Origin of the sequence: Nostoc sp. (assembly GCF_036919675.1) — a bacterium.
Taxonomy (GTDB): Bacteria; Cyanobacteriota; Cyanobacteriia; order Cyanobacteriales; family Nostocaceae; genus Nostoc.
Map to the genome: position 1 here is coordinate 1 of NZ_JBALCP010000110.1, position 20,360 is coordinate 20,360.

General features: G+C 41.9%; 13 protein-coding genes and 1 pseudogene. 5 read left to right on the forward strand and 9 right to left on the reverse strand.

From position 1 onward, the window contains the following. Window positions 1-62: 62 nt before the first annotated feature. Both V7K49_RS24915 and V7K49_RS24920 read right to left on the reverse strand, forming a co-directional pair. Entirely contained in the window at window positions 63-656 is a 594-nt protein-coding gene (locus V7K49_RS24915; protein WP_335208003.1) for an oxidoreductase, read from the reverse strand. Window positions 657-766: 110 nt separating this feature from the next. Beyond that, on the reverse strand, window positions 767-949 hold the full coding sequence (locus tag V7K49_RS24920; RefSeq protein WP_335208005.1) for a hypothetical protein: 183 nt from the start codon (window positions 947-949) through the stop codon (window positions 767-769). A 317-nt stretch (window positions 950-1,266) separates the two neighbouring features. Between V7K49_RS24920 and V7K49_RS24925 the strand changes: the two are divergent. After that, window positions 1,267-1,488: pseudogene (locus V7K49_RS24925) on the forward strand (IS1634 family transposase); the annotation flags it as partial. A gap of 674 nt (window positions 1,489-2,162) precedes the next feature. On the opposite strand, the gene V7K49_RS24930 reads toward V7K49_RS24925, so the two are convergent. Next, window positions 2,163-4,094, reverse strand: a complete 1,932-nt coding sequence (locus tag V7K49_RS24930) for a S9 family peptidase (protein ID WP_335208007.1) — start codon at window positions 4,092-4,094, stop codon at window positions 2,163-2,165. Window positions 4,095-4,350: 256 nt separating this feature from the next. Here V7K49_RS24930 and V7K49_RS24935 point away from each other — a divergent pair, with 256 nt between their 5' ends. Continuing rightward, window positions 4,351-5,160, forward strand: a complete 810-nt coding sequence (locus tag V7K49_RS24935) for an alpha/beta fold hydrolase (protein ID WP_335208009.1) — start codon at window positions 4,351-4,353, stop codon at window positions 5,158-5,160. Between the two features lie 53 nt (window positions 5,161-5,213). Here the strand turns inward: V7K49_RS24935 and V7K49_RS24940 are convergent, their stop codons facing one another. Together V7K49_RS24940 and V7K49_RS24945 are read right to left on the reverse strand one after the other, a co-directional pair. Continuing rightward, the gene (locus V7K49_RS24940) at window positions 5,214-5,579 is read right to left on the reverse strand and encodes a Lin0512 family protein (RefSeq protein ID WP_335208011.1); all 366 of its coding nucleotides are present in this window, start codon (window positions 5,577-5,579) and stop codon (window positions 5,214-5,216) included. Window positions 5,580-5,711: 132 nt separating this feature from the next. Then, entirely contained in the window at window positions 5,712-6,080 is a 369-nt protein-coding gene (locus tag V7K49_RS24945) for a Crp/Fnr family transcriptional regulator (RefSeq protein WP_334869475.1), read from the reverse strand. A 457-nt stretch (window positions 6,081-6,537) separates the two neighbouring features. Here V7K49_RS24945 and ileS point away from each other — a divergent pair, with 457 nt between their 5' ends. Together ileS and V7K49_RS24955 are read left to right on the forward strand one after the other, a co-directional pair. Further along, on the forward strand, window positions 6,538-9,444 hold the full coding sequence (gene ileS / locus V7K49_RS24950) for an isoleucine--tRNA ligase (RefSeq protein WP_335208022.1): 2,907 nt from the start codon (window positions 6,538-6,540) through the stop codon (window positions 9,442-9,444). 817 nt (window positions 9,445-10,261) lie between these two features. Beyond that, window positions 10,262-11,413: a histidine decarboxylase gene (locus V7K49_RS24955; RefSeq protein WP_335208013.1), complete on the forward strand. Its 1,152-nt coding sequence runs from the start codon at window positions 10,262-10,264 to the stop codon at window positions 11,411-11,413. 277 nt (window positions 11,414-11,690) lie between these two features. Here V7K49_RS24955 and V7K49_RS24960 read toward each other — a convergent pair whose 3' ends face one another. Then, the gene (locus tag V7K49_RS24960; protein ID WP_335208014.1) at window positions 11,691-15,074 is read right to left on the reverse strand and encodes an EAL domain-containing protein; all 3,384 of its coding nucleotides are present in this window, start codon (window positions 15,072-15,074) and stop codon (window positions 11,691-11,693) included. Between the two features lie 336 nt (window positions 15,075-15,410). Then, on the reverse strand, window positions 15,411-16,295 hold the full coding sequence (locus V7K49_RS24965; protein ID WP_335208016.1) for a ParA family protein: 885 nt from the start codon (window positions 16,293-16,295) through the stop codon (window positions 15,411-15,413). 259 nt (window positions 16,296-16,554) lie between these two features. Here V7K49_RS24965 and V7K49_RS24970 point away from each other — a divergent pair, with 259 nt between their 5' ends. Further along, a complete protein-coding gene (locus tag V7K49_RS24970) occupies window positions 16,555-17,730 on the forward strand; it encodes a homospermidine biosynthesis protein (RefSeq protein WP_334796862.1) in 1,176 nt (391 codons plus the stop codon). Between the two features lie 321 nt (window positions 17,731-18,051). On the opposite strand, the gene V7K49_RS24975 is transcribed toward V7K49_RS24970, so the two are convergent. Further along, on the reverse strand, window positions 18,052-19,956 hold the full coding sequence (locus V7K49_RS24975) for an adenylate/guanylate cyclase domain-containing protein (RefSeq protein WP_335208018.1): 1,905 nt from the start codon (window positions 19,954-19,956) through the stop codon (window positions 18,052-18,054). A 211-nt stretch (window positions 19,957-20,167) separates the two neighbouring features. Then, the coding region (locus V7K49_RS24980; RefSeq protein ID WP_335208020.1) for a hypothetical protein at window positions 20,168-20,360 on the reverse strand (193 nt) is incomplete at its 5' end.

Below are 20,360 nucleotides of genomic sequence, written 5' to 3' on the forward strand. Positions count from 1 at the left end.
TTTAGAAAATGCGACCACTAAAATTCATCTCTGTTTTGTCAGACTTATGCTCCGAAGATTAGCTACTTTATAGATCCCAAATGGGTTCTATACTGGTTCTGCACACAGACCACCGGCGCGATCGCGCGCGCTTCCTCGACCTGCGCCGCCGTCACATTGCTAAGTCCCAAGTGTCGGATCAGCCCCTGCTGCTGCATCTCGGCGAGCGCGGTGAATTGCTCTGCGATCGACCCCTCGCTCGGCCCGTCCCCCCACCGGCGCAGGTTGACGACATGAAGCACATCAACGCCCAGGTTGCTCAGGTTGTCGTGCACCGCTTGGCGAAGCTCGGTCGGACTCTGCGCTGGATTCCACGATGCGTCCGCGCCGCGCACTGCGCCCACCTTGGTGACAATCGTCAGATTTTCGGGGTAGGGGTGAAGCGCCTGCCGAATGATTTGGTTGGTGATGTGCGGACCGTAGAAGTCGCTGGTGTCGATGTGATTGATTCCGAGTGCGATCGCTTCGCGCACAACGGCAACGGCAGCATCCATGTCGCGCGGCGGTCCCCAAACACCTGAGCCAGCAAGCTGCATCGCACCATAGCCTATCCGCTTCAGAGTCACAGAAGTACCTGCGAGTGTGAAACTACCGCCAAGGTTCACTTGAGCAATCATGTTTTTGTTCCTCCTAAATGTTTATCGGTTTCCGAAGAAATCAATGACTTGCAGTGGTAATGGCCGCCTTGAACTGCTCCATGTTCCAGGAATCAGTATAGCGAACTCCATTAATAAACTAAAACATCGGCATACTCCACAAGATAGCCGTTTACCAAAGCTTTTTGATAGGTAAATAGCAGATCGCGCGTCAGCCAAAATTGACCCTGCGCTGCTGCTTCCACCACTTTTGCTGCCTTTTGTGCTTGAGGATAGATTGAACTCTGAATGAAGTGACGAAAGACTACACACACCTGATTCTCCTGGCAAAACACCAAATCAATATGTTGCTGAAGTACTTAAATTAATCAATACATTTACCCACAGTGAATACACTGATAATTTCCATCTTTCACAAGCACGACTGGAGCATTAAGTTTTCCCTGGTAGCGATCGCGTGGTGAGGGTGGAATAAGGAGATGATTGAGACTAGTACCGCAAGGCGGAAGTCAAAAGTCAAAAGTCAAAAGTCAAAAGTCAAAAGTATTATGGAATTGGCTTTTTAGGGATTTTAAATGGTTGCTTTATTTACGCCGTGGCGTACTAGTATCTTGATTCATTGTATGCATGGCAAATAAGAGCCGCCCTTCAAGAGTCTAAATCAACAATTAAAAATCAATTGGGTAAACTGACTGACCACCCCACTTGACGATGGATATTTCAATGCTTCCAGTCTATTCATTTAGTTACACTTAACCAGGAAAAATACATCTATAATTGGACTCAAGAAAGAGATTTGATTCTGAATTTTTTCCCAGATGATTGTCTAGGTTACTATCAATTATTCAACTAATTCTTCTGTTTATTAATTTAATATCAACAGAACTCATACCAATTTTTTATGAAGACGCATAGAAAGAACCCCACCGCCTACGGCACCTCCCCTTGCCAAGGGGAGGTTGGGAGGGGTCAATAATAATGTGCAGCTTCACAGAGAATTGGTATCAGAGCTAATTTATTTAATTCATGGCTCTAATTTACTATGTCAATAATTTTAGTTTGTCACTTCCATTGATTACTCTAATTTATGATTTTAACCTTTAACATCTTCATTTACTTATCTCAGACTCATCTCTGGCGTTAGTTCTTATTGCTCCTTATTGACAAGAGATTTTGATGCCATTTTTTCTGATTCATGCTTGCTCAAATCTATTTTTTGACTAATGATGTCTGTTTTGATTCTCACTTGAATTTTTTCTCTCCGTAATTTCTCTTTGTGACAGTTAGGGGTGCGGAAAGTAGGTTGTAACGAAGTGTGTAGACAAAGCAGCGGCAAGTCGAGTGACATCGCCTGCATACAGCAGATGGTAAAAATCCTTGGAGAACGCCTAAAGTAAGAAATTTCTTCCTGGACTTTCTGACTTTGGTAGCCGCAATCAAACGATAGCAATACTTTTGAGAGCCATTACTTCGCAGCTTTATTGCGCGGTCAAGATGTCACTTTCGCTGATGATCACGGCTACGGAGCTAAAAGTTTTCAATGACTACAGGTTCGACTGATTCAGCAATTTCAAAGTCGAAAATTCGTGAGTAAAAGTAGAGTTCTGCTGACAAAGAACGTTTGATGTTTGCGGCTTTGCGGAAGCCATGTTCTTCAGCCTCAAAAGGAAGATAAGCCACAGGTACACCTTTAGTTCGCAGTGCTGTAACCATTGCTTCAGTTTGGTTGGGCGGAACCACTCGATCTTCTAATCCTTGGAAAAAAATCACTGGACAGGCTAGACGCTCACTAAAGTTAATTGGCGATCGCTGTTGATAAATCTGACGCTGTTGTGGGTAAGCGCCAACCAGACGATCCAAGTACCGTGATTCAAATTTATGTGTATCCCGGACTAAAGCTTCCAAGTCGCTGATACCATAATAGCTGGCTCCTGCTTTAAAAGTATCTCGGAAAGTCAAGGCACAAAGCGTTGTGTAACCACCTGCACTACCACCAGAGATTGCCAGGCGATCGCCGTCTACATCTCCCCGTTCCACCAAGTAACGCGCACCAAAAACACAATCATCTACATCTACAATTCCCCACTGTCCATCTAGTCGTTGCCGATACTCGCGCCCGTAACCTGTACTACCACCATAATTTACATCCAGAACCGCTATACCTCGGCTAGTCCAATACTGAACGCCAAAACTGAGGCTACTAGAAGTTGCTGCGGTGGGACCACCGTGGCTGTTGACAATCAAAGGCGGTTTTTCGCCCGCAGGAGCAGTATAATCAAGGTTTTGAGGTGAGTAGAAAAGGGCGTGTGCTGTTTTACCATCAGCTGTTTCGTACTCAATGGCTTCAGGCAGAGAAAGATAACCAGCATCAATAGTTACATCGCTGGAACGCCGTAGGACTTCCAGCTTTTTGGTTGTCAAATCCAGACGGATAATAGCTGCCAACTCAGTTGGAGAACTTCCGCGAAAAACCACCTGGTTAGAGGTGGCATGGAGAGAACTAATAGCTGTGTAGGGCGTATTTATTGGTTCTAGTTGACCTGTTACTGTGTCAAGGCTAGCTAAATACCAAATACCTTGCTGGGTATAAGTACAAATAATCCGGTTAGCAGATTCAAAAGCATAAGTGGACATCCCAAAATTCCATTGCGGCTGACCAAACTCCGCTTTGATTTGAGTTAGCGCTTCTACATTTTCATCTTGCCAACGATATATATTCCACCAACCTGTACGGTCAGAAACAAAGTACAATTTGCCATCCGGCGACCACTCTGGCTGAAAGATAGATTCATCTAAATCACCAGCAATTTTTTGAACATTTCCTAAACTACCATCTACTTTTAATTCCCCAACCCATAGTTCAGTGCTATCCCAAGGCATATTAGGATGGTTCCAAGTCAGCCAAGCTAATCGTAAACCATCGGGACTAAGGCGAGGCGAAGCATAAAAGTCATTTCCAGATACTAATTGTTGGATTTTGTGATCTCCGTCTAGTTCCACGCCGACTAGAGTATTGATCGCCTCATTTGCAGTATCAGTGTGATCTTCGTACACGCAAATAATTCGGTTGTGTTGGCGGTTAAAAATACCATCTGCATAGCGTGTGGCTGCTGACGGGGTAATGGCTTGCGGCTGTGTATCAGTATCCTGACGATATAGGCGTTGGTCAATAAAGTTAGAAAAGTAAACAGTGCCATCTACCACAAGAAAAGAACTGCCACCATATTCATGCACACGGGTACGCACGTTGAAGGGAGTAGGTGTGATATCAGAAATTTCACCATTTGCACCCCGGCGGACTACGACATTTCTCCCTTGCTCTGATGGTCGCAGCTCGCTCCAGTAAATATCTTCGCCATCGAGAGCAATTTGTCCCAACCCAATTGTCCGTGCGGTAATTAAGTCTGTTGTGATGGGCGATCGCCAAGATCCGTAAGATACTACCTCTGGTTTAATCACGCTCTATTCTGCTCCCTGCTTCCAAGATTCTGCATTGTGTGTAGAGGCAAAACTCAGGCACACCCACTTATACTAATTCATAATACTATATTGCAGCTGCCCCAAACCTTTACTACAAGCGATTGGCAGGCTTGACAGCACTTGTGAGCATAACGCCTGCGATCGCACCCTACAGTCAAATATTTCTACACAAAATCCAAAAATACGTCTGTTGCACCGGATAATTATTTTAGGGTGGCTGTGTACACAATAGAAGATGATTCAACAACAGGCAATTAAAATTAAAAGAGGTTTTGTGGATCAGTCGTGGGGTCAAGTGCATTACCGGACAGCAGGCAATGGTTCGGTACTGGTACTCACCCACAAAACTTATTTTTCTTCTCGTAGTTTGCTCAGAGTTATGCCGCTATTGGCTCGTGATTTTCGGGTAATTGTGCTGGATACTCCCGGTCAAGGCGAGTCAGAAAATCCACCCACTCAGTGGACTATTTCGCAGTATGCTACAGATTTATTTGAGGTACTGGACACACTTAAAGTTGAAGATTTTTATCTGGTGGGCAATGGCGTCGGAGCTGCAATTGCTTGCGAAGCGGCAATTATTTGTCCAAGTAGAATTAAAAAGCTAGTACTTTTTGGACTGCCTCGTTGGAAAGACGAAGCAGCACGTCAAAATTTACGCCAATCACCAATACTTTATGGACCACCACAGGTAAAAGAGGATGGCAGCCACTACAGCGCCAATTGGCAACGAATAAAATCACTATATGTTGGTGAACCCCCTGAATGCTTTGAAATCTATTTCCAAGAAGTAATGTCTCGGCAAGAACGCACCTATGAGGCGATGGAAGCAGTCTTGAGGTACGATGAAGCAAGCCGTTTACCACTGATCTCGGTTCCGACTTTACTAATGTGGGCAATGGAAGACACCATGTTCGCGCCTTTTATTGAGGACACTGCCAGACTTGTTCCGCATTCTACCACCAAGATTCTACACGGCGGTCCCCTAATGTATGTGCGCGATCCCAAACCTTACGCCGAAACCTTGCTAAAATACCTGCAATCTTAGAACCCAGATTCTGCACTTCAACCCTCGTAAAGAAAGCGAGGGATTGACCTCAGCTACTCATTTTCGATCAAAACTGTAACAGCAGCGATCGCAATCAACATTTCGTCATTTTTATCGTTGAGTTCGGGAATCGCCCGCCCTTTAACTATCATCCCCCCAGATTCTACGGTAAGACTTTTCCGACCAAATGGTAGGACAGCTAATACCTCTTCTTCCCTAACTTGTTCTGGATATGGTACTGCTACCTGAACTTCTATAATCATTTCATTGGGGTGACTTAAACCTGCAACCTCCCAAACACCAGGTAAAGCATTGTGAGCGATCGCATTCCGTACTGCCCTAGATGCTGCTACTGTCGGTTCTTGTCCATGCTGATCTATTCCCATTCCCATTTCGATAATCAATCGTTTACGTGCCATTACTACCTTCGGTAAATCCTGCACCTTTCACTTTATCTTTCTTAGGCAATAAGTAAGCTAAGCTGGCACAATAAAATCAAAATATGTGAATAAAAGTAAACAAGACTCAAACCCTTTTTCCCCCTGCCTCCTTCACAGCAGATGCTGCAAGCGACTCAGACGTTCTGAGTAACTTTTCATCACCTTTAAGGCAAACACAGGTGTTTCCTGAACGGCAAACAGAAACCCTTTCTCATCAAGGAAACCCAGTTTACAATCCACCTTGGCAATAGCTGTGTAAGTTCTATTTTGGATTCCCATAAGTACCGCGATACCAAAAACTTCGCCTGTATCAATGGTTTCTACAACTTTGCCATTGACTAATATATTCACCTCTCCTTCCAGAATGCCGTACATTTCATCTCCAGACTGTCCTTCTTCAAAGATGACTTGGCCTGCTGAAAACACTTTAGGGTCGGATTGTTTTTGAAAGATACTGACTGTTACTACAGGACTTAGCATTAGAGCAACCCCAAAATTATTTGTTTTTAAACGAAACCTTTGGATAGGCAATACGATAACCCAGAAAAGTATACTACTTTCTGTTGATTAACTCTCAACCTCCGCAAAATTGCTGATTAGTTCTCTGCTTGAGAGCCAATCCAATGAGGCGAAGCGGAAAATCGAAGTGATTCAAAGTCTCTTTCTCTCAGTCATACCCAGGCTTGCCCGTCTAGCTCTGTAAAGGTGAGTTCGACGAGTCGATATGGTTTCCATCTCAATTAGCTGTAAAAAAAAGACCTCTAAGAGGTTTTACTAAGCAAAACCGTCCCTCTCCGACTCTGAGACGGACAGACTTGAACTTTTGTTCAAGGCAGGGAGAGGTTTATCGAAAAAGGTGACAAAATAGCAAATTTTGGTTTTCATGCCATCTTCTATAATTGATAAAACCTGCACACCTAATTCTAGGCATGAGACTGTGACCGAACCAGGAAGTTACAAAGATACTGTAAACCTACCCAAGACTAACTTTGAGATGCGGGCGAACGCCATCAAGCGTGAGCCTGAAATCCAAAAATTTTGGGAAGAAAATAAAATTTACGATCGCCTCTCCAAAAATAACCCTGGCGAATTATTTATACTGCACGATGGGCCTCCCTACGCTAATGGCTCACTCCATATTGGTCATGCCTTAAATAAAATTCTCAAAGATATTATTAATCGCTACCAACTGCTAAAAGGGCGTAAAGTTCGCTACGTTCCTGGTTGGGATTGTCACGGCTTGCCAATTGAGTTGAAAGTTTTGCAGAACATGAAGTCAGCAGAACGGCAAAATTTGACGCCTTTACAACTGCGCTTAAAAGCGAAAGAATTTGCCCTAACTACCATAGATAACCAGTGTAAAAATTTTAAACGCTACGGTATTTGGGGTGATTGGGATAACCCTTATCTAACTATGAAGCCGGAATATGAAGCGGCTCAAATTGGTGTGTTTGGTCAGATGTTCTTAAAAGGCTACATCTATCGCGGTTTGAAGCCGGTTCACTGGAGTCCGAGTTCTCAAACCGCTCTGGCTGAAGCTGAGTTGGAATATCCAGAAGGTCACATTTCCCGCAGTATCTATGCAGCTTTTCCAGTTACAAGTTTGGCGTCAGCTGTAAAACCACTGTTGGCTGAATATCTGTCAGATTTGGGTGTAGCTATTTGGACGACTACACCTTGGACAATTCCGGCGAATTTGGCTGTAGCGGTAAATGCAGATTTGAACTATGCAGTCGTGGAAGTTTCCCACCCAGAGGCAGAGGTGCAAAGTAATTTCAAATACCTCATCGTTGCTGCTGATTTAGTGGAACGTTTATCTTCGACATTGGGAGTTGAGTTAACTCCAAAAGCCACGTTTAAAGGGAGTGATTTAGAACATACTACTTACCGTCATCCTCTATTTGACCGAGAAAGTCCGATTGTTGTGGGCGGTGATTATATTACTACTGAATCGGGTACTGGGTTGGTACATACTGCTCCCGGTCATGGTCAAGAAGACTACATTGTTGGTCAGCGCTACGGTTTGCCTATCCTTGCACCAGTGGATGACAATGGCAATTTTACCGAAGAAGCGGGACAATTTGCGGGGTTGAATGTGCTGGGTGATGGTAATCAGGCGGTAATTGATGCCTTAACAGTGGCTGGTTCCTTGTTGAAGGAAGAACCATACCCTCACAAGTATCCCTATGATTGGCGGACGAAGAAGCCGACGATTTTCCGTGCGACTGAACAATGGTTTGCTTCCGTGGAGGGATTTAGAGAAGAAGCGCTAAAAGCGATCGCAACGGTAAAATGGATTCCAGCCCAAGGTGAAAATCGGATCACGCCAATGGTGGCGGAACGTCCCGATTGGTGTATCTCTCGTCAGCGGAGTTGGGGTGTACCAATTCCCGTTTTTTACGAGGAAGAAACTGGGGAAGTACTGCTGAATGAAGAAATTATCAACCACGTCCAAGGAATCATCGCAGAAAAAGGTTCTGATGCTTGGTGGGAGTTATCGGTTGAGGAGTTATTACCAGAATCCTATCGCCAAAATGGCAAGTTTTACCGCAAAGGTACAGACACAATGGATGTATGGTTTGATTCTGGCTCATCTTGGGCAGCTGTCGTCAACCAGCGTCCAGATTTACGCTACCCCGCTGATATGTATTTGGAAGGTTCCGACCAACATCGTGGCTGGTTCCAGTCAAGCTTGCTCACCAGTGTAGCAGTGAATGACATTGCGCCTTACAAAACTGTGCTAACTCACGGTTTTGCTTTGGACGAACAAGGGCGGAAGATGAGTAAGTCAGAAGGAAATGTGGTTGACCCAAATACAATCATTGAAGGCGGGAAAAATCAAAAAGTAGAACCGGCTTACGGTGTAGACGTATTGAGATTGTGGGTATCATCGGTAGACTACTCCGGCGATGTCCGCATTGGTAAAAACATCATCAAGCAACTGAACGATGTCAGAGGCAAAATTCGCAATACAGCGCGGTTTTTGTTGGGTAGCTTGCATGATTTTGACCCGGAAAAAGATGCAGTCCCCTTCGAGGAATTGCCAGAACTTGACCGTTATATGCTGCACCGGATAACCGAGGTGTTTGAAGAAGTCACCGAAGCCTTTGAGAGTTTCCAATTCTTCCGCTTTTTCCAAACAGTGCAGAATTTCTGCGTGGTGGATTTATCCAACTTTTATTTAGATGTTGCCAAAGATAGGTTGTACATCAGTGCAACCAATGCTTTCCGCCGTCGCAGTTGTCAAACAGTGCTGAAGATAGCAATAGATAATTTAGCACGAGCGATCGCTCCAGTATTATGCCACACCGCCGAAGATATCTGGCAATATCTCCCCTACAAAACACCCTACAAATCGGTGTTTGAAGCCGGTTGGGTGCAGGTAGACGAAAAATGGCGTAATCCTGAATTAGCCGAATTTTGGGAAGCGCTGCGAAAAATTCGTACTGATGTCAATGGAAGTTTAGAGAATCTTCGAGTAGCGAAAGAAATCGGGTCTTCTTTGGAAGCTAAGGTTTTGTTATATGTCTCAGATTTGGAACAGCGTAAACAGTTACAATCATTTAACCCCCATTCTATTGACCAAAGTAATGGGGTAGATGAGTTGCGTTATCTGTTTTTAGTATCTCAAGTTGAACTACTAGATTCCCCTCTTAAAGAGGCAGAAGAACAGATAAAAGTAGCTAAATTGTTAGGTACTGAGAAAATAACAACTATTGATGTTGTAAAAGCAGATGGGCAAAAATGCGATCGCTGCTGGAACTACTCTATTCATGTGGGAGAATCAGCAGAACACCCCCTAATTTGTGAACGGTGTGTTGCAGCTTTAGCCGGAGAGTTCTAAAAGCAAAAATCTAAATGCACTTTTAGCTCATGAAGTCCGCGTGGTGCGCTTGCTAGCGCGATATGCGGACTTCGTGTGTATAGCCACGATTTCTAGTACAGCGGGCGCGTAAATCCACTACCATCTCATATGATTTTAGATTTATTCTCGCATTCTAATTCCGGGGCTGAAAACATGCATTAAATAATGGAATGCAAGAATCTTCTCTACGAGAGGCTCCGCCAACAATTCCATTATCCAAAATTTAAACATCGTAAATTCGGTGAGTAAGCTGTTACACATTTAACTTGCATAATTAGGGTAGTCAAGACTTCGGCGTGAGCGCTACTTCGACACCTCGGCATGGTTCGACTGCGCTCACCAGCCGCTCAGTGCAACGCAACAACGCTCAGTACAAGTCAGTCGAACGCTGCCCACCCCACAAACAATAGTACTTGACATTTTAGATATGCAAACTAGATGTGGTTTGCTTGCTTATCAGCAGAAGATTCGCTAATTTGCAATCTCAAAAAGTAATTTTGTTGCAATATTTTGTCCATATTCAAATGTCAAACTAACCCTTTAAGAGTTTGATTGAGATTGACATTATGGCTAAATCTGAGATTTAGCTTAGTAATCGTGCCTTTGAATGATAGAACACAAATAGACAAATAGTATGAGTATTTTCACTGAATATTGTGTACGTGTTACCACTTAATTTATTTTTTGTGAAAAAACTTAATTAATACTGATGTTGAGAAATTATAAAGACATTATATTAACGGCTAGAACTTCCACTCAAACATGAATTAACTCAAAGTTTAGGAGATACAGAGATATGTCAGATAGAATTGCTACAGAGTTGGCAGATTTTTTGTTGCAAATAGAACAGCGATCGCAGTTTCATGCAGGCTATCCATATAATTTAAGTTGTGATTACAGTGCGATCGCAAAATTTTTCAATTTCCTGTTAAATAATGCTGGAGATCCATATGTCGAGCCAGATTTTGGTCTCCATTCTCGGAAGTTTGAACAAGAAGTATTATCTTTTTTTGCTGAACTCTATAAGATTCCAGAAAGTCAGTTTTGGGGTTATGTTACTGCTGGCGGAACTGAAGGTAATTTATATGGAATGTTCTTAGCAAGAGAAATTTACCCTAATGGGATTCTTTACTCATCACAAGACTCTCATTACTCCATACCCAAAGCAGCCAAATTATTCCGCATCCAACATAATGTTGTTAATTCACAAATTAATGGAGAGATGAATTATAAACATTTTGAGCAACTAATTAGCGAGAATCGTAGTTATCCAGCGATCATAAATTTAAATATTGGGACTACTGTCAAGGGTGCGATTGATAACTTAGACAAAGTTCTAGAAATTTTAGAGCGCAATCAGATTAAAGATTATTACATTCATTGTGATGCTGCACTCTCAGGATTAATATTACCGTTTTTAGATGGCGCTCCGCAAGTTAACTTTCAAAAACCCATAGATAGTATAGCTATTTCTGCTAAATTCATTGGTTCTCCATTACCTTGTGGTGTAGTCTTAACTAAGAAGAAATGGGTAGAAAAAGTTGAAACAATAATTGAATATATTGGTTCAACAGATACAACAATTCTGGGTTCTAGAAACGGCCATACTCCCCTGATTCTCTGGTATGCAGTGCAAACAAGAGGTTATGATGGATTAGCTAGAGAAGCAAAGACCTGTATTCATAATGCCCAATATCTTTTCCAACAACTTCAAATCAGAGAATATCCATGCATGTTAAATAAGTTTTCCAATACTGTAGTGTTTCAAAAACCTTCTCAAAAGTTAATTAAAAAGTGGCAGCTAGCAGTTTTTGAAAATTGGGCACACATGATAGTCATGCAGAATATTGATCGGGATAAAATCGATACTTTTATTAATGAACTTTTATTAGAAGAAGGGTTAATTAATAATGCAGAACATTTCCAGCTACAACCAGCACTACACTAATATAGATTATCAAGTGAAATTAATCGTCTAATTTTACGAGGTATTTTTCTAAGAGGATGTTTGAAAAGTGGCAAAGTATACTAGAAACCCCGCTTTTATTCCTCTTCCCCACTCCTGAGAGGCTTTGAAACCCCCATTCCCGCACGCAACTCTTAGAAATGCTCTTGCGTTTGCCAACGCTAACATAGGGAAGGCTTGCTAGGGGGGTTAGGTTTGGGAGGTGATTAACAACAATACTTTTCAAACATCCTTTAAACAGAATTTGATCCCAAGATTTTCAGGTCTTTAAAAAGTCTTTGTAGCACAAGTTAGCAGCAAGTAATATTTCTACTTCTGCACATTCTATAGGTGGTAAGAAAAAATATCCTTGCCCATAATCACATTGTAAAGCCTTTAACTGTGCTAATTGCTCTACAGTTTCTATCCCTTCTGCTGTTACAGACATATTTAAATTATGAGCTAATGTCACAATAGCTCGAACAATTTCTAAATTTTCTCCTCGACTACCTATATTAGTGACGAAAGAACGGTCAATCTTAAGGGTTTTGATTGGTAGGCGGTGCAGATAACTCAAGGATGAAAAGCCAGTACCAAAATCATCCATGTGCAACTCGACATTCAGCGCTGTTAACTGGGAAAGCACAATGGTAGCTAATTCAAAATTATCCATCAACAAGGTTTCAGTAATCTCCAATTTCAAACTGGATGGCTTTAGTCCAGTTTCCTGCAAAATATGTTTAACTTCTTTAAATACATCGGGTTGCGTGATTTGTTTCCCAGAAAAATTTACACTAATTGTCAGGGGTAGTGAGGTAGGAAATTGTTTATGCCATATGTGCATTTGGTGGCACGCTTCATAAAGCACCCATTGCCCGATACTAATAATCATTCCAGTTTCTTCGGCCAGGGGAATAAAATCTTCAGGGGAAATAAGTCCTCGTTCTGGATGATGCCAACGTATCAGTGCCTCAAATCCAATAATTTTGCCAGTTGTCAGTGAAATAATTGGCTGGTAATTAAGGCTAAATTCTTTTTGCTTGAGCAACGCACTTCGCAGAGCAGTTTCTAACTCCAAGAGCAAAGATGCACTCTCGTGCATTTTTGGGTCAAACACTTCATAGCGTGCCTTACCAAGTGATTTGGCACAGTACATTGCCACATCGGCATCGCGTAGAATCTGCGCTGCTTGCTCATAATCTGCTTTACTTAAAGCGATGCCAATACTAGCATTAGTAAACACCCTATGCTCATTTAATTTAAATGGTGAAGTTAGCACCTTTTTAATTCGCTCGGCTACCTGTACGGCAGTGCTGATATTTTCAATTTCCTCAATTAAGATTGTGAACTCATCTCCGCCAAAACGGGCAATTATGTCTCCAACTCGCAGAACTGATTTTAGCCGATCAGAAATTGCAATCAAAAGTTGATTTCCCTGTAGATGTCCAAGGCTGTCATTAACAACTTTAAAGCGGTCTATATCTAAGAATAGTACGGCAAAGAAATAATTTTTTTGCTGTTTAGTACGTTCTATTGCCTGCTGCACTCGCTCTATAAATAATCGTTGATTAGGTAATCCGGTTAGCCCGTCATGAAGACTATTATACAGTAATTGCTCTTGTACTTGCTGACGCTTGATAATGTCTTTTTCAAGCTGTTTATTCACTTTAATAAGTTCAATAGTGCGTTCTATAACCATCTGTTCAAGGTGATAACGATACTGGACTAATTCTTCCTCGATTAACTTCCGCTTAGTAATGTCACGGACAATAACAATATACTCTCTTAACTGGGAACTAAATGGCTGTGAAATAGTCGATTCAACAATTCGGAGATTTTCATTTATTTTTAAGGTTTGCTCACTCCTAATAGACCATTGCTCCGGTTTACCGCGATAGGATATTAAAAGTTGATTCAAGCTTTGCCCAAGCAACTGCTGAACATTTGTTTGAAATAATTTTTCAGCAGCGGCATTTGTCTGACAAATTGTACCGTTTTCATCTAAGACTAAAACAGTATCTGGAACGGTGTCGAGAGTAGTGATAAATAGGTTTCTTGCTTGTTTGCGTGCCTCATCAATAGCAACAATTTGTGGTAGAGTTGTCCAGCAAGCGATCGCTACCCCCATAAAAGAAAGCGTCACTAGCAGAATAGCTAATAAAGAGTTTTGAGGATTATTAGGAAGTCTATCTAATAAAGCGCGGATAACCCAACTGCTTGTGGCAGTAATACAAATTAATGATACTAAGACAATCACCTGTAGTACCACAAAGTCTGAGTTGTTTCTACTAGACCTAATGTCGTAACGCTGTGTCCACCATTCCGGGTGTAATGGCGCAAATTTTAAGCGACGTAGCCCTACATCTCCGATGATCAGAACAATGGGTAATAATAATCCCACTAAGAAATCTCTCCGACTCCAAGCTAAACCTCCGACTATTAGGACTACTGCTTCTACAAAGAAAAAACCAAGTGACCACCAAGGCCATAACACCTGCGGTTTGTCCCGACACAGCCATAATCCCAGATGTAATCCCATAATGGACATGAGATAACAAGTGCCTGCTACTGTGACAAGTTGAAATACATTTCCTAAATTTAGACAAAGCAAACTGATTATAAAGGTAACTAAGATAGCAGGCGCAAGGACACCTTGACGGGAAACTAATGCAAATATGGGAGAAAGCTGTTTGTCTAAGGCAAGTTGATATAATATCCGAGGAGAGTTGGAAACTGCCGTAGCAGAACTTAGAAGGCAGGATACAGTAATCAGAAGTGTTACTAGAAAGGGGGCATGTTCACCCCAAAAAGGTATAGAAGCCTCTACCAGAATGAAGAACGCATTGGTACTTATTGTTGGATCTGGAGCCGAACACATTAATACCCAAGAACCACCTAAAAACACCGGAGGAATTAGCCAAGCAGCTACGCTTAAGAACCTTAAAGTTTTATATGGGTGGCGGCTATCAGCAACAAAAGAAGAAGTGGTTTCACAAGCATAAATTGAATAGCTAGCCAGAAAAAACCACTTTGCCCATTCTTCAAAACTTAGGCTATCTGTGTTAGTTGGGCTAAATTTAAAACTATCAGGTGAGAAGGCTAACCATACTACGCCTTGAGTACAAAACAAAAGCAGTAATAAAATTGCTGGTAATACAAAAAATAAATGCAGGAGCGCTAGAGCACGGCTGCCACTGAATGCCACAATAAAAGGAATCGCTGTAAATACAACTTTTAATAAAGTTTCTGGGCAAGAAATACCTAATGGTTCAAAACTGACTTTAATTAGGTCTGTGAGAATAATCGCATACAGTGCCGGTGCTGCTGCCCAGCTAAAAAAGTATCCTAAGGCTACGTAACGACCTAAGCCAGGAAAGTTCTTTAATAACCTTGTAGTATAGTTTGGTGTTCCTCCAGCGACATCTGGCCAATGTCTACCTAGACTTTGTACCTGCAAGTTAAGTAAAAAGGAAATGATCGTGCCAAAAAACCAAACTAAGATTGCTTTAGGCCCTAACGCTGCATGAATCATGGGGGCAGTACCAATCCATCCCACATGACCCGTTAAGCCAAAGCCCCAGGTTTCGAGATAACTCAGAGTCCGTGGTAGGCGTATTCCCAAGTGCTGATTTATCTCTTCATGTACAGAATTGTTAGTAACCATTGTTTCTTAGTGAAATTTACTGGTCTTTTCACTCAATAGCTAAATCTCCCTGCATATAGCTTCAGTAGAACTGCTGAACTTATGAAAAGGATAACTTACTTATTACCACTTAGCACCTTTTATTTGGGCAGACAATAAATAGCAACTCTAATTGATTTGGGAAAATCAAAAGGTTCAGATTTCCGATTTATTTAACAAGTCGGAAATCGTGTTATAGCAATCCTATTTTATTTGTAAAAATCGCCAAGTTCCGATCCGCAACTTTTTAGAAAACTTGCGGATATTGTTTTTCACGAATGATTTAGGATTGCTATATTTCCAAATGGTTTAGTTTTGCTATAGCTTTTGCAACAACTCCTGAGTTAACTGAAAAAACGCTTTTGAACCAGCTGATTGAGGAGCAATTAAAACAGCTGGCATAAAACTATCAACAGCCTTAGCAACATTGACATCAACTGGTATTTGTACCTTACAAATTTTTTCTACACCGAAATCTTCAACAACGCGGTGCATCACTTGTTTATAGTATCTGCCAGTGAGAAGGTTAGCGCTGGACATGCTAAATACAATTCCCAGCATTTTTATATCTATCTTGGTTTCATGCCCGTGACTGTCTTTTAATTGGGCAATGCGTCTTTCCAGCAGTTGAATGCCCACTACAGATAAGGGTTCTGGTTTAGCAGGAAGTATGTAGAAATCGCTGGCGGCTAAAGCGCTACGAGTCAATAGATTATAGCCTGGTGCACAATCGAGAAGGATAAAATCATATTCTTGACGGACTGGTTTTAAGATGTTATTAATCAGGACTCTTTCAAAACGATTCCAAACCATTTCAAAGTCCTGTTCACCCAAAGCAGTTGCTTGTTGATGCAGCATTTCTGACACCAGAAATTCATCATACAAGTCGATATCTCCTGGTAATAAATCCAGTCCAGGAAGATTACAAACCTGGGATTGAATGATATCCTGAATTGTCAGTTTTGCTTGTGGGTCTGGATTGATAACTTCGTCTATCAGATACCTAAATGTCTTATTTTGTTTACGACGCTTGGCAAAATCTAAAGGCGACATCAAACTGAGTGTGGCGCTAATTTGGGTGTCTAAATCCAGGACAAGCACCCGCTTGCCATGATTTTTAACTAAACAGGTAGCTAAGTTGACGGTGAGGGTGGTTTTACCAACGCCACCTTTCATATTTGCAGTAGCAATTACATATCCCATTGGTTGAGTCCTCTGTTGACGCATTCCCATCTAGGTAGCGTACACTTATCTCGCTCTATTAAATCTTCCATTAAATTTAATATTTTCGGAACCTCTTTTCAGTAAAATTGCCTTAATTATGGGCGTTGAGGTAGGTGACACGATTTAATCTCAGCCGTCGTACTCTTTTTTGGCGAAATGGGCTAGTCAAATTACTATCACTTTGGTTGAAACCTAGATAACATTAGATTCGGCGTGTTTACTGTTCGGGAGTGCCAAAATGTCTAAACAGCTGGGTCAAAAAATTGCACCGACACCTATATCAAATGATATCAATGTGGTGGATTTGATTGATCAATACTTCACCGCTTACAACTCAGCCCGGTTGCGGGAAATCTGCCAACTACTGAGTCGTGATGTGCTAACGGAAGGTGTCACAGTGGGAGTTAGCCTTTCCGGTGCGATGACACCAGCCGGATTCGGGGTTTCAGCACTTGCACCCTTAATTCGCAATGGCTTCATTGACTGGATGATTAGTACTGGTGCAAATCTTTACCATGATATGCACTACGGTTTGGGTTTTGATCTCTTTGCTGGTAATCCGTTTTTGGATGATGTGAAACTGCGCCAGGAAGGCACTATTCGCATTTATGACATTATCTTTGGTTACGATGTGCTGCTGGAAACTGATGCGTTCATCCGCAAGATTCTCCAAGGAGAAGCGTTTCAGAAGCGGATGGGAACGGCTGAGTTTCACTATTTACTGGGTAAGTATGTTCGGGAAGTAGAAAAGCAACTGGGTGTGCAGCATTCCTGCTTGCTTGCCACAGCTTATGAGTATGGCGTGCCTATATATACGTCTTCTCCAGGAGATAGCTCAATTGGGATGAACGTGGCAGCTTTAGCTTTGGAAGGTTCGCAGTTGGTGTTAGATCCATCAATTGACGTAAATGAGACGGCTGCGATCGCATATAATGCCCGTGAATCAGGAGGTAAAAGTGCGGCTGTAATTCTCGGTGGCGGTAGTCCGAAAAACTTTTTGTTACAAACTCAACCGCAACTTCACGAAGTATTAGGACTAGAAGAACGAGGACACGATTACTTTGTGCAGTTTACCGATGCGCGTCCAGATACAGGCGGTTTGTCTGGAGCAACCCCATCGGAAGCCGTCAGCTGGGGTAAGATTGACCCGGAAGAGTTACCTAACGCAATTGTTTGTTATACCGATAGCACGATCGCTCTACCACTGGTAACAGCATACGTCTTGAACAAGTGCCAGCCTCGTCCCCTGAAGCGTGTGTACGACAGGCGAGAAGCCATTTTGGATAAACTGCAAAAAGACTATCTGGCAGCCAAAACCCGACCATCAGATCAGGTTCCAGCAGCAGTGGCTGAAAATGCTTCACAGCAAACAGCGACTTATCCCTGTGGTCGGCTAATTCCGAATACTCATTAGGGAGTAGGGAATTTTAATATAGCGCTTCTGTGTTGAGTCCAATAGAGACCTAACCCCCAACCCCTTCCCCATAAGGGAAGGGGAGTAAGATTCAAAGCCTCTCTCCTAAAAGGCTACGGTGTACACATAAGTCTGAAAATAGCTGAAGAAGACAGGTTTTACCCCACCCTAACCCTCCCCTTGTTAAGGGCAGGGAACCGGAATATCTCATTTCCCCCCAATATATCGGGGGGATTAAGGGGGGTGATACGACTTGTGTGTACACCGTAGCTCCTAAAAGGAGAGAGGAATGGAAGTGAGGTCAGATCGCTTCCCCTTTTCTCACTTTTGCCCAATCAACAAATAAGTTGTCATTTCCCCTTTGCTTTTAACTTCAATTTCACCCCGCTTTTCAAATAAAAATTCATCACACAAACACTTATAAGTATCTTCTGTAACCTGTATTTTACCTACAAGACCTTGGGATTCCATGCAGCTAGCGATATTTACCGTGTCTCCCCAGAGATCATAAGTAAAGTTGTTGAGGTCAATTACTCCCGCCATTACGGAACCGCTATGGATGCCGATACGGATATTGAAGTTTTGGTTATTCTCAGTATTAAATAGAGCGATCGCAGTTTGCATGTGCAGTGCCATTTGGGCGATCGCTTGAGCATGATCCAGGCGGCGTGTGGGTAAACCAGCAACTACCATATAAGCATCGTTAATAGTTTTAATTCTCTCTAAACTATATTGCTGGGTGAGGCGATCGAAAGCTGAGAAAATTTGGTTTAGTAAGTTTACCACTTGAACTGCACTCATAGAAGCAGCAATTTCGGTAAAGCCGACAATATCTGCAAATAAAACTGTGACATCAGCAAAGTCTTCGGCAATGTTAGCTGGTTCTTCTTTCAAGGGTTTGGAGATTGCGGCTGGCAAAATATTCAGCAATAAACGTTCTGTTTCTTCCTGCTGATGGCGCAGCGCTTCTTCTGCTGCTAGTCGCTGGGTGACATTGCGAAAAATGCCGCGAACCGCAACTGGATGACCTTCGACAAATTTACAGTTAATATTACCTTCTAGAAAGATTCTTTGACCGTCTTTAGTAACGAATGCACATTTTACTTGATCGAACTTTTCTCCTGACAGCAGGCGATAAAACCTTTGCAAACACTGTTGTTTACACTCTGGATGTATAATATCGAAAACAGTCATATTCGCAATTTCAGCTTCGCTATATCCCAAAGTTTCTCGCCATGCACGATTCACATACAAAAAACGACCAGAGGCATTGACCGATTGAATCAGGTCATTAGCATTTTCAAATAAATCTCGATATCGTTCTTCACTTTCTACAAGTGCATCTTCTGCTTGTTTGCGTTTGATAAACTGGGCGATTTGACTACCAATCGAACCCGCCAATTGCAATAGGTCTTTATCTTTTGGTTGTACGTCCCGGCTAAAGAAAACCATCACTCCTAAGATTTCACTATCGTCTAAGATGGGGAAGCCAAAAGCTGCGTGTAATCCAGCCTCAGCAGCAGGTTGCGATCGCCTTTTGTCTCCATCTTCTGTGATATCTTGAATCCACAAGGGCAAACGTCTGATCCAAATTCGACCAGGTAAGCCAACACCGGGTGTATAGGTAGTTTGCCAGGTGATTGCTTTAAACTCTCGCACAGAAATTACTCGACTTGACAAAATTTCCACACACCTTAATACTGCATTAATGCTGTCTCCCTGTACCGAAGTGCCAATATATTGACTTGCTGTCCAAAGTTCGCCTAAATCCCATCCCAAATTTTGACCAATTGACTGCAAAATTTGCGGAATTCCCTGCTTTACACTCTGGGATTCTGATAATATCCGAGTGATAGCATATTGGGTACTTGTACGCTGTTCCCGGTGCTGCCGAGCAGTAACATCCCGACCAATGTAGACAATATCTTCTAATCCTTTTATTTTTTTCGGAATTACTGAACAAGAAAAAGCAATCAACCGTTTTTCTCTAGTTTTAGTTCGACAAACTACCTCGAAATTCTGGGAATTTTGTTTAAAATAAGAATGTCGATAAATGGCTTGTGCTAATACTTGATTATCATCAATTATCAGTGACATTGGTTGATTAATTAATTCTTCTTCACTGAAACCAAATAATTTTTGAGCAGCACGATTTACTTTTTTTATTTCTCCTAAATTACTGGTTATAAATAAAGCATCTGCAATTGCAGTAATTACTTGTTCCATGTAATTTTTGTATGATATTAAAGCACTTGATAGCAGATTTTTTTAATTGGCTTGCTGTGCTAAGTTTTATTTTAAAACTAGCACATCCTCAATTACAATAATTAATTTATTATATTGTTTGCTGATGATCTAGATAGATATCTATATATAGATATACTTTCTGCTCTAAATATCGTCTAATTGCTTGTAATTAAAATAGTTCATGCTCCCGTTACAGGATAGCTTTTAAGATATTTTCAAGCCCTATAAACTCAATAAAACTTAGCCTGACATCTTTTTTGCGTATCACCTCCTCAGGACGTTCTGCAAGGGAGCATCTCACCTTTGCAAAAATATCAGTTAGTAAGTTGACCATTGAGATAAGCAGCTCGAAGTTGTAACATTCGAGGCACATTTTCCAATTT

What these genes read in the sequence shown, in the direction of transcription:
- V7K49_RS24915 (WP_335208003.1), bottom strand. Translation starts at nt 656, where the DNA reads ATGATTGCTCAAGTGAACCTTGGCGGTAGTTTCACACTCGCAGGTACT.
- V7K49_RS24935 (WP_335208009.1), top strand. Translation starts at nt 4,351, where the DNA reads ATGATTCAACAACAGGCAATTAAAATTAAAAGAGGTTTTGTGGATCAG.
- V7K49_RS24940 (WP_335208011.1), bottom strand. Translation starts at nt 5,579, where the DNA reads ATGGCACGTAAACGATTGATTATCGAAATGGGAATGGGAATAGATCAG.
- V7K49_RS24945 (WP_334869475.1), bottom strand. Translation starts at nt 6,080, where the DNA reads ATGCTAAGTCCTGTAGTAACAGTCAGTATCTTTCAAAAACAATCCGAC.
- V7K49_RS24955 (WP_335208013.1), top strand. Translation starts at nt 10,262, where the DNA reads ATGTCAGATAGAATTGCTACAGAGTTGGCAGATTTTTTGTTGCAAATA.
- V7K49_RS24960 (WP_335208014.1), bottom strand. Translation starts at nt 15,074, where the DNA reads ATGGTTACTAACAATTCTGTACATGAAGAGATAAATCAGCACTTGGGA.
- V7K49_RS24965 (WP_335208016.1), bottom strand. Translation starts at nt 16,295, where the DNA reads ATGGGATATGTAATTGCTACTGCAAATATGAAAGGTGGCGTTGGTAAA.
- V7K49_RS24970 (WP_334796862.1), top strand. Translation starts at nt 16,555, where the DNA reads ATGTCTAAACAGCTGGGTCAAAAAATTGCACCGACACCTATATCAAAT.
- V7K49_RS24975 (WP_335208018.1), bottom strand. Translation starts at nt 19,956, where the DNA reads ATGGAACAAGTAATTACTGCAATTGCAGATGCTTTATTTATAACCAGT.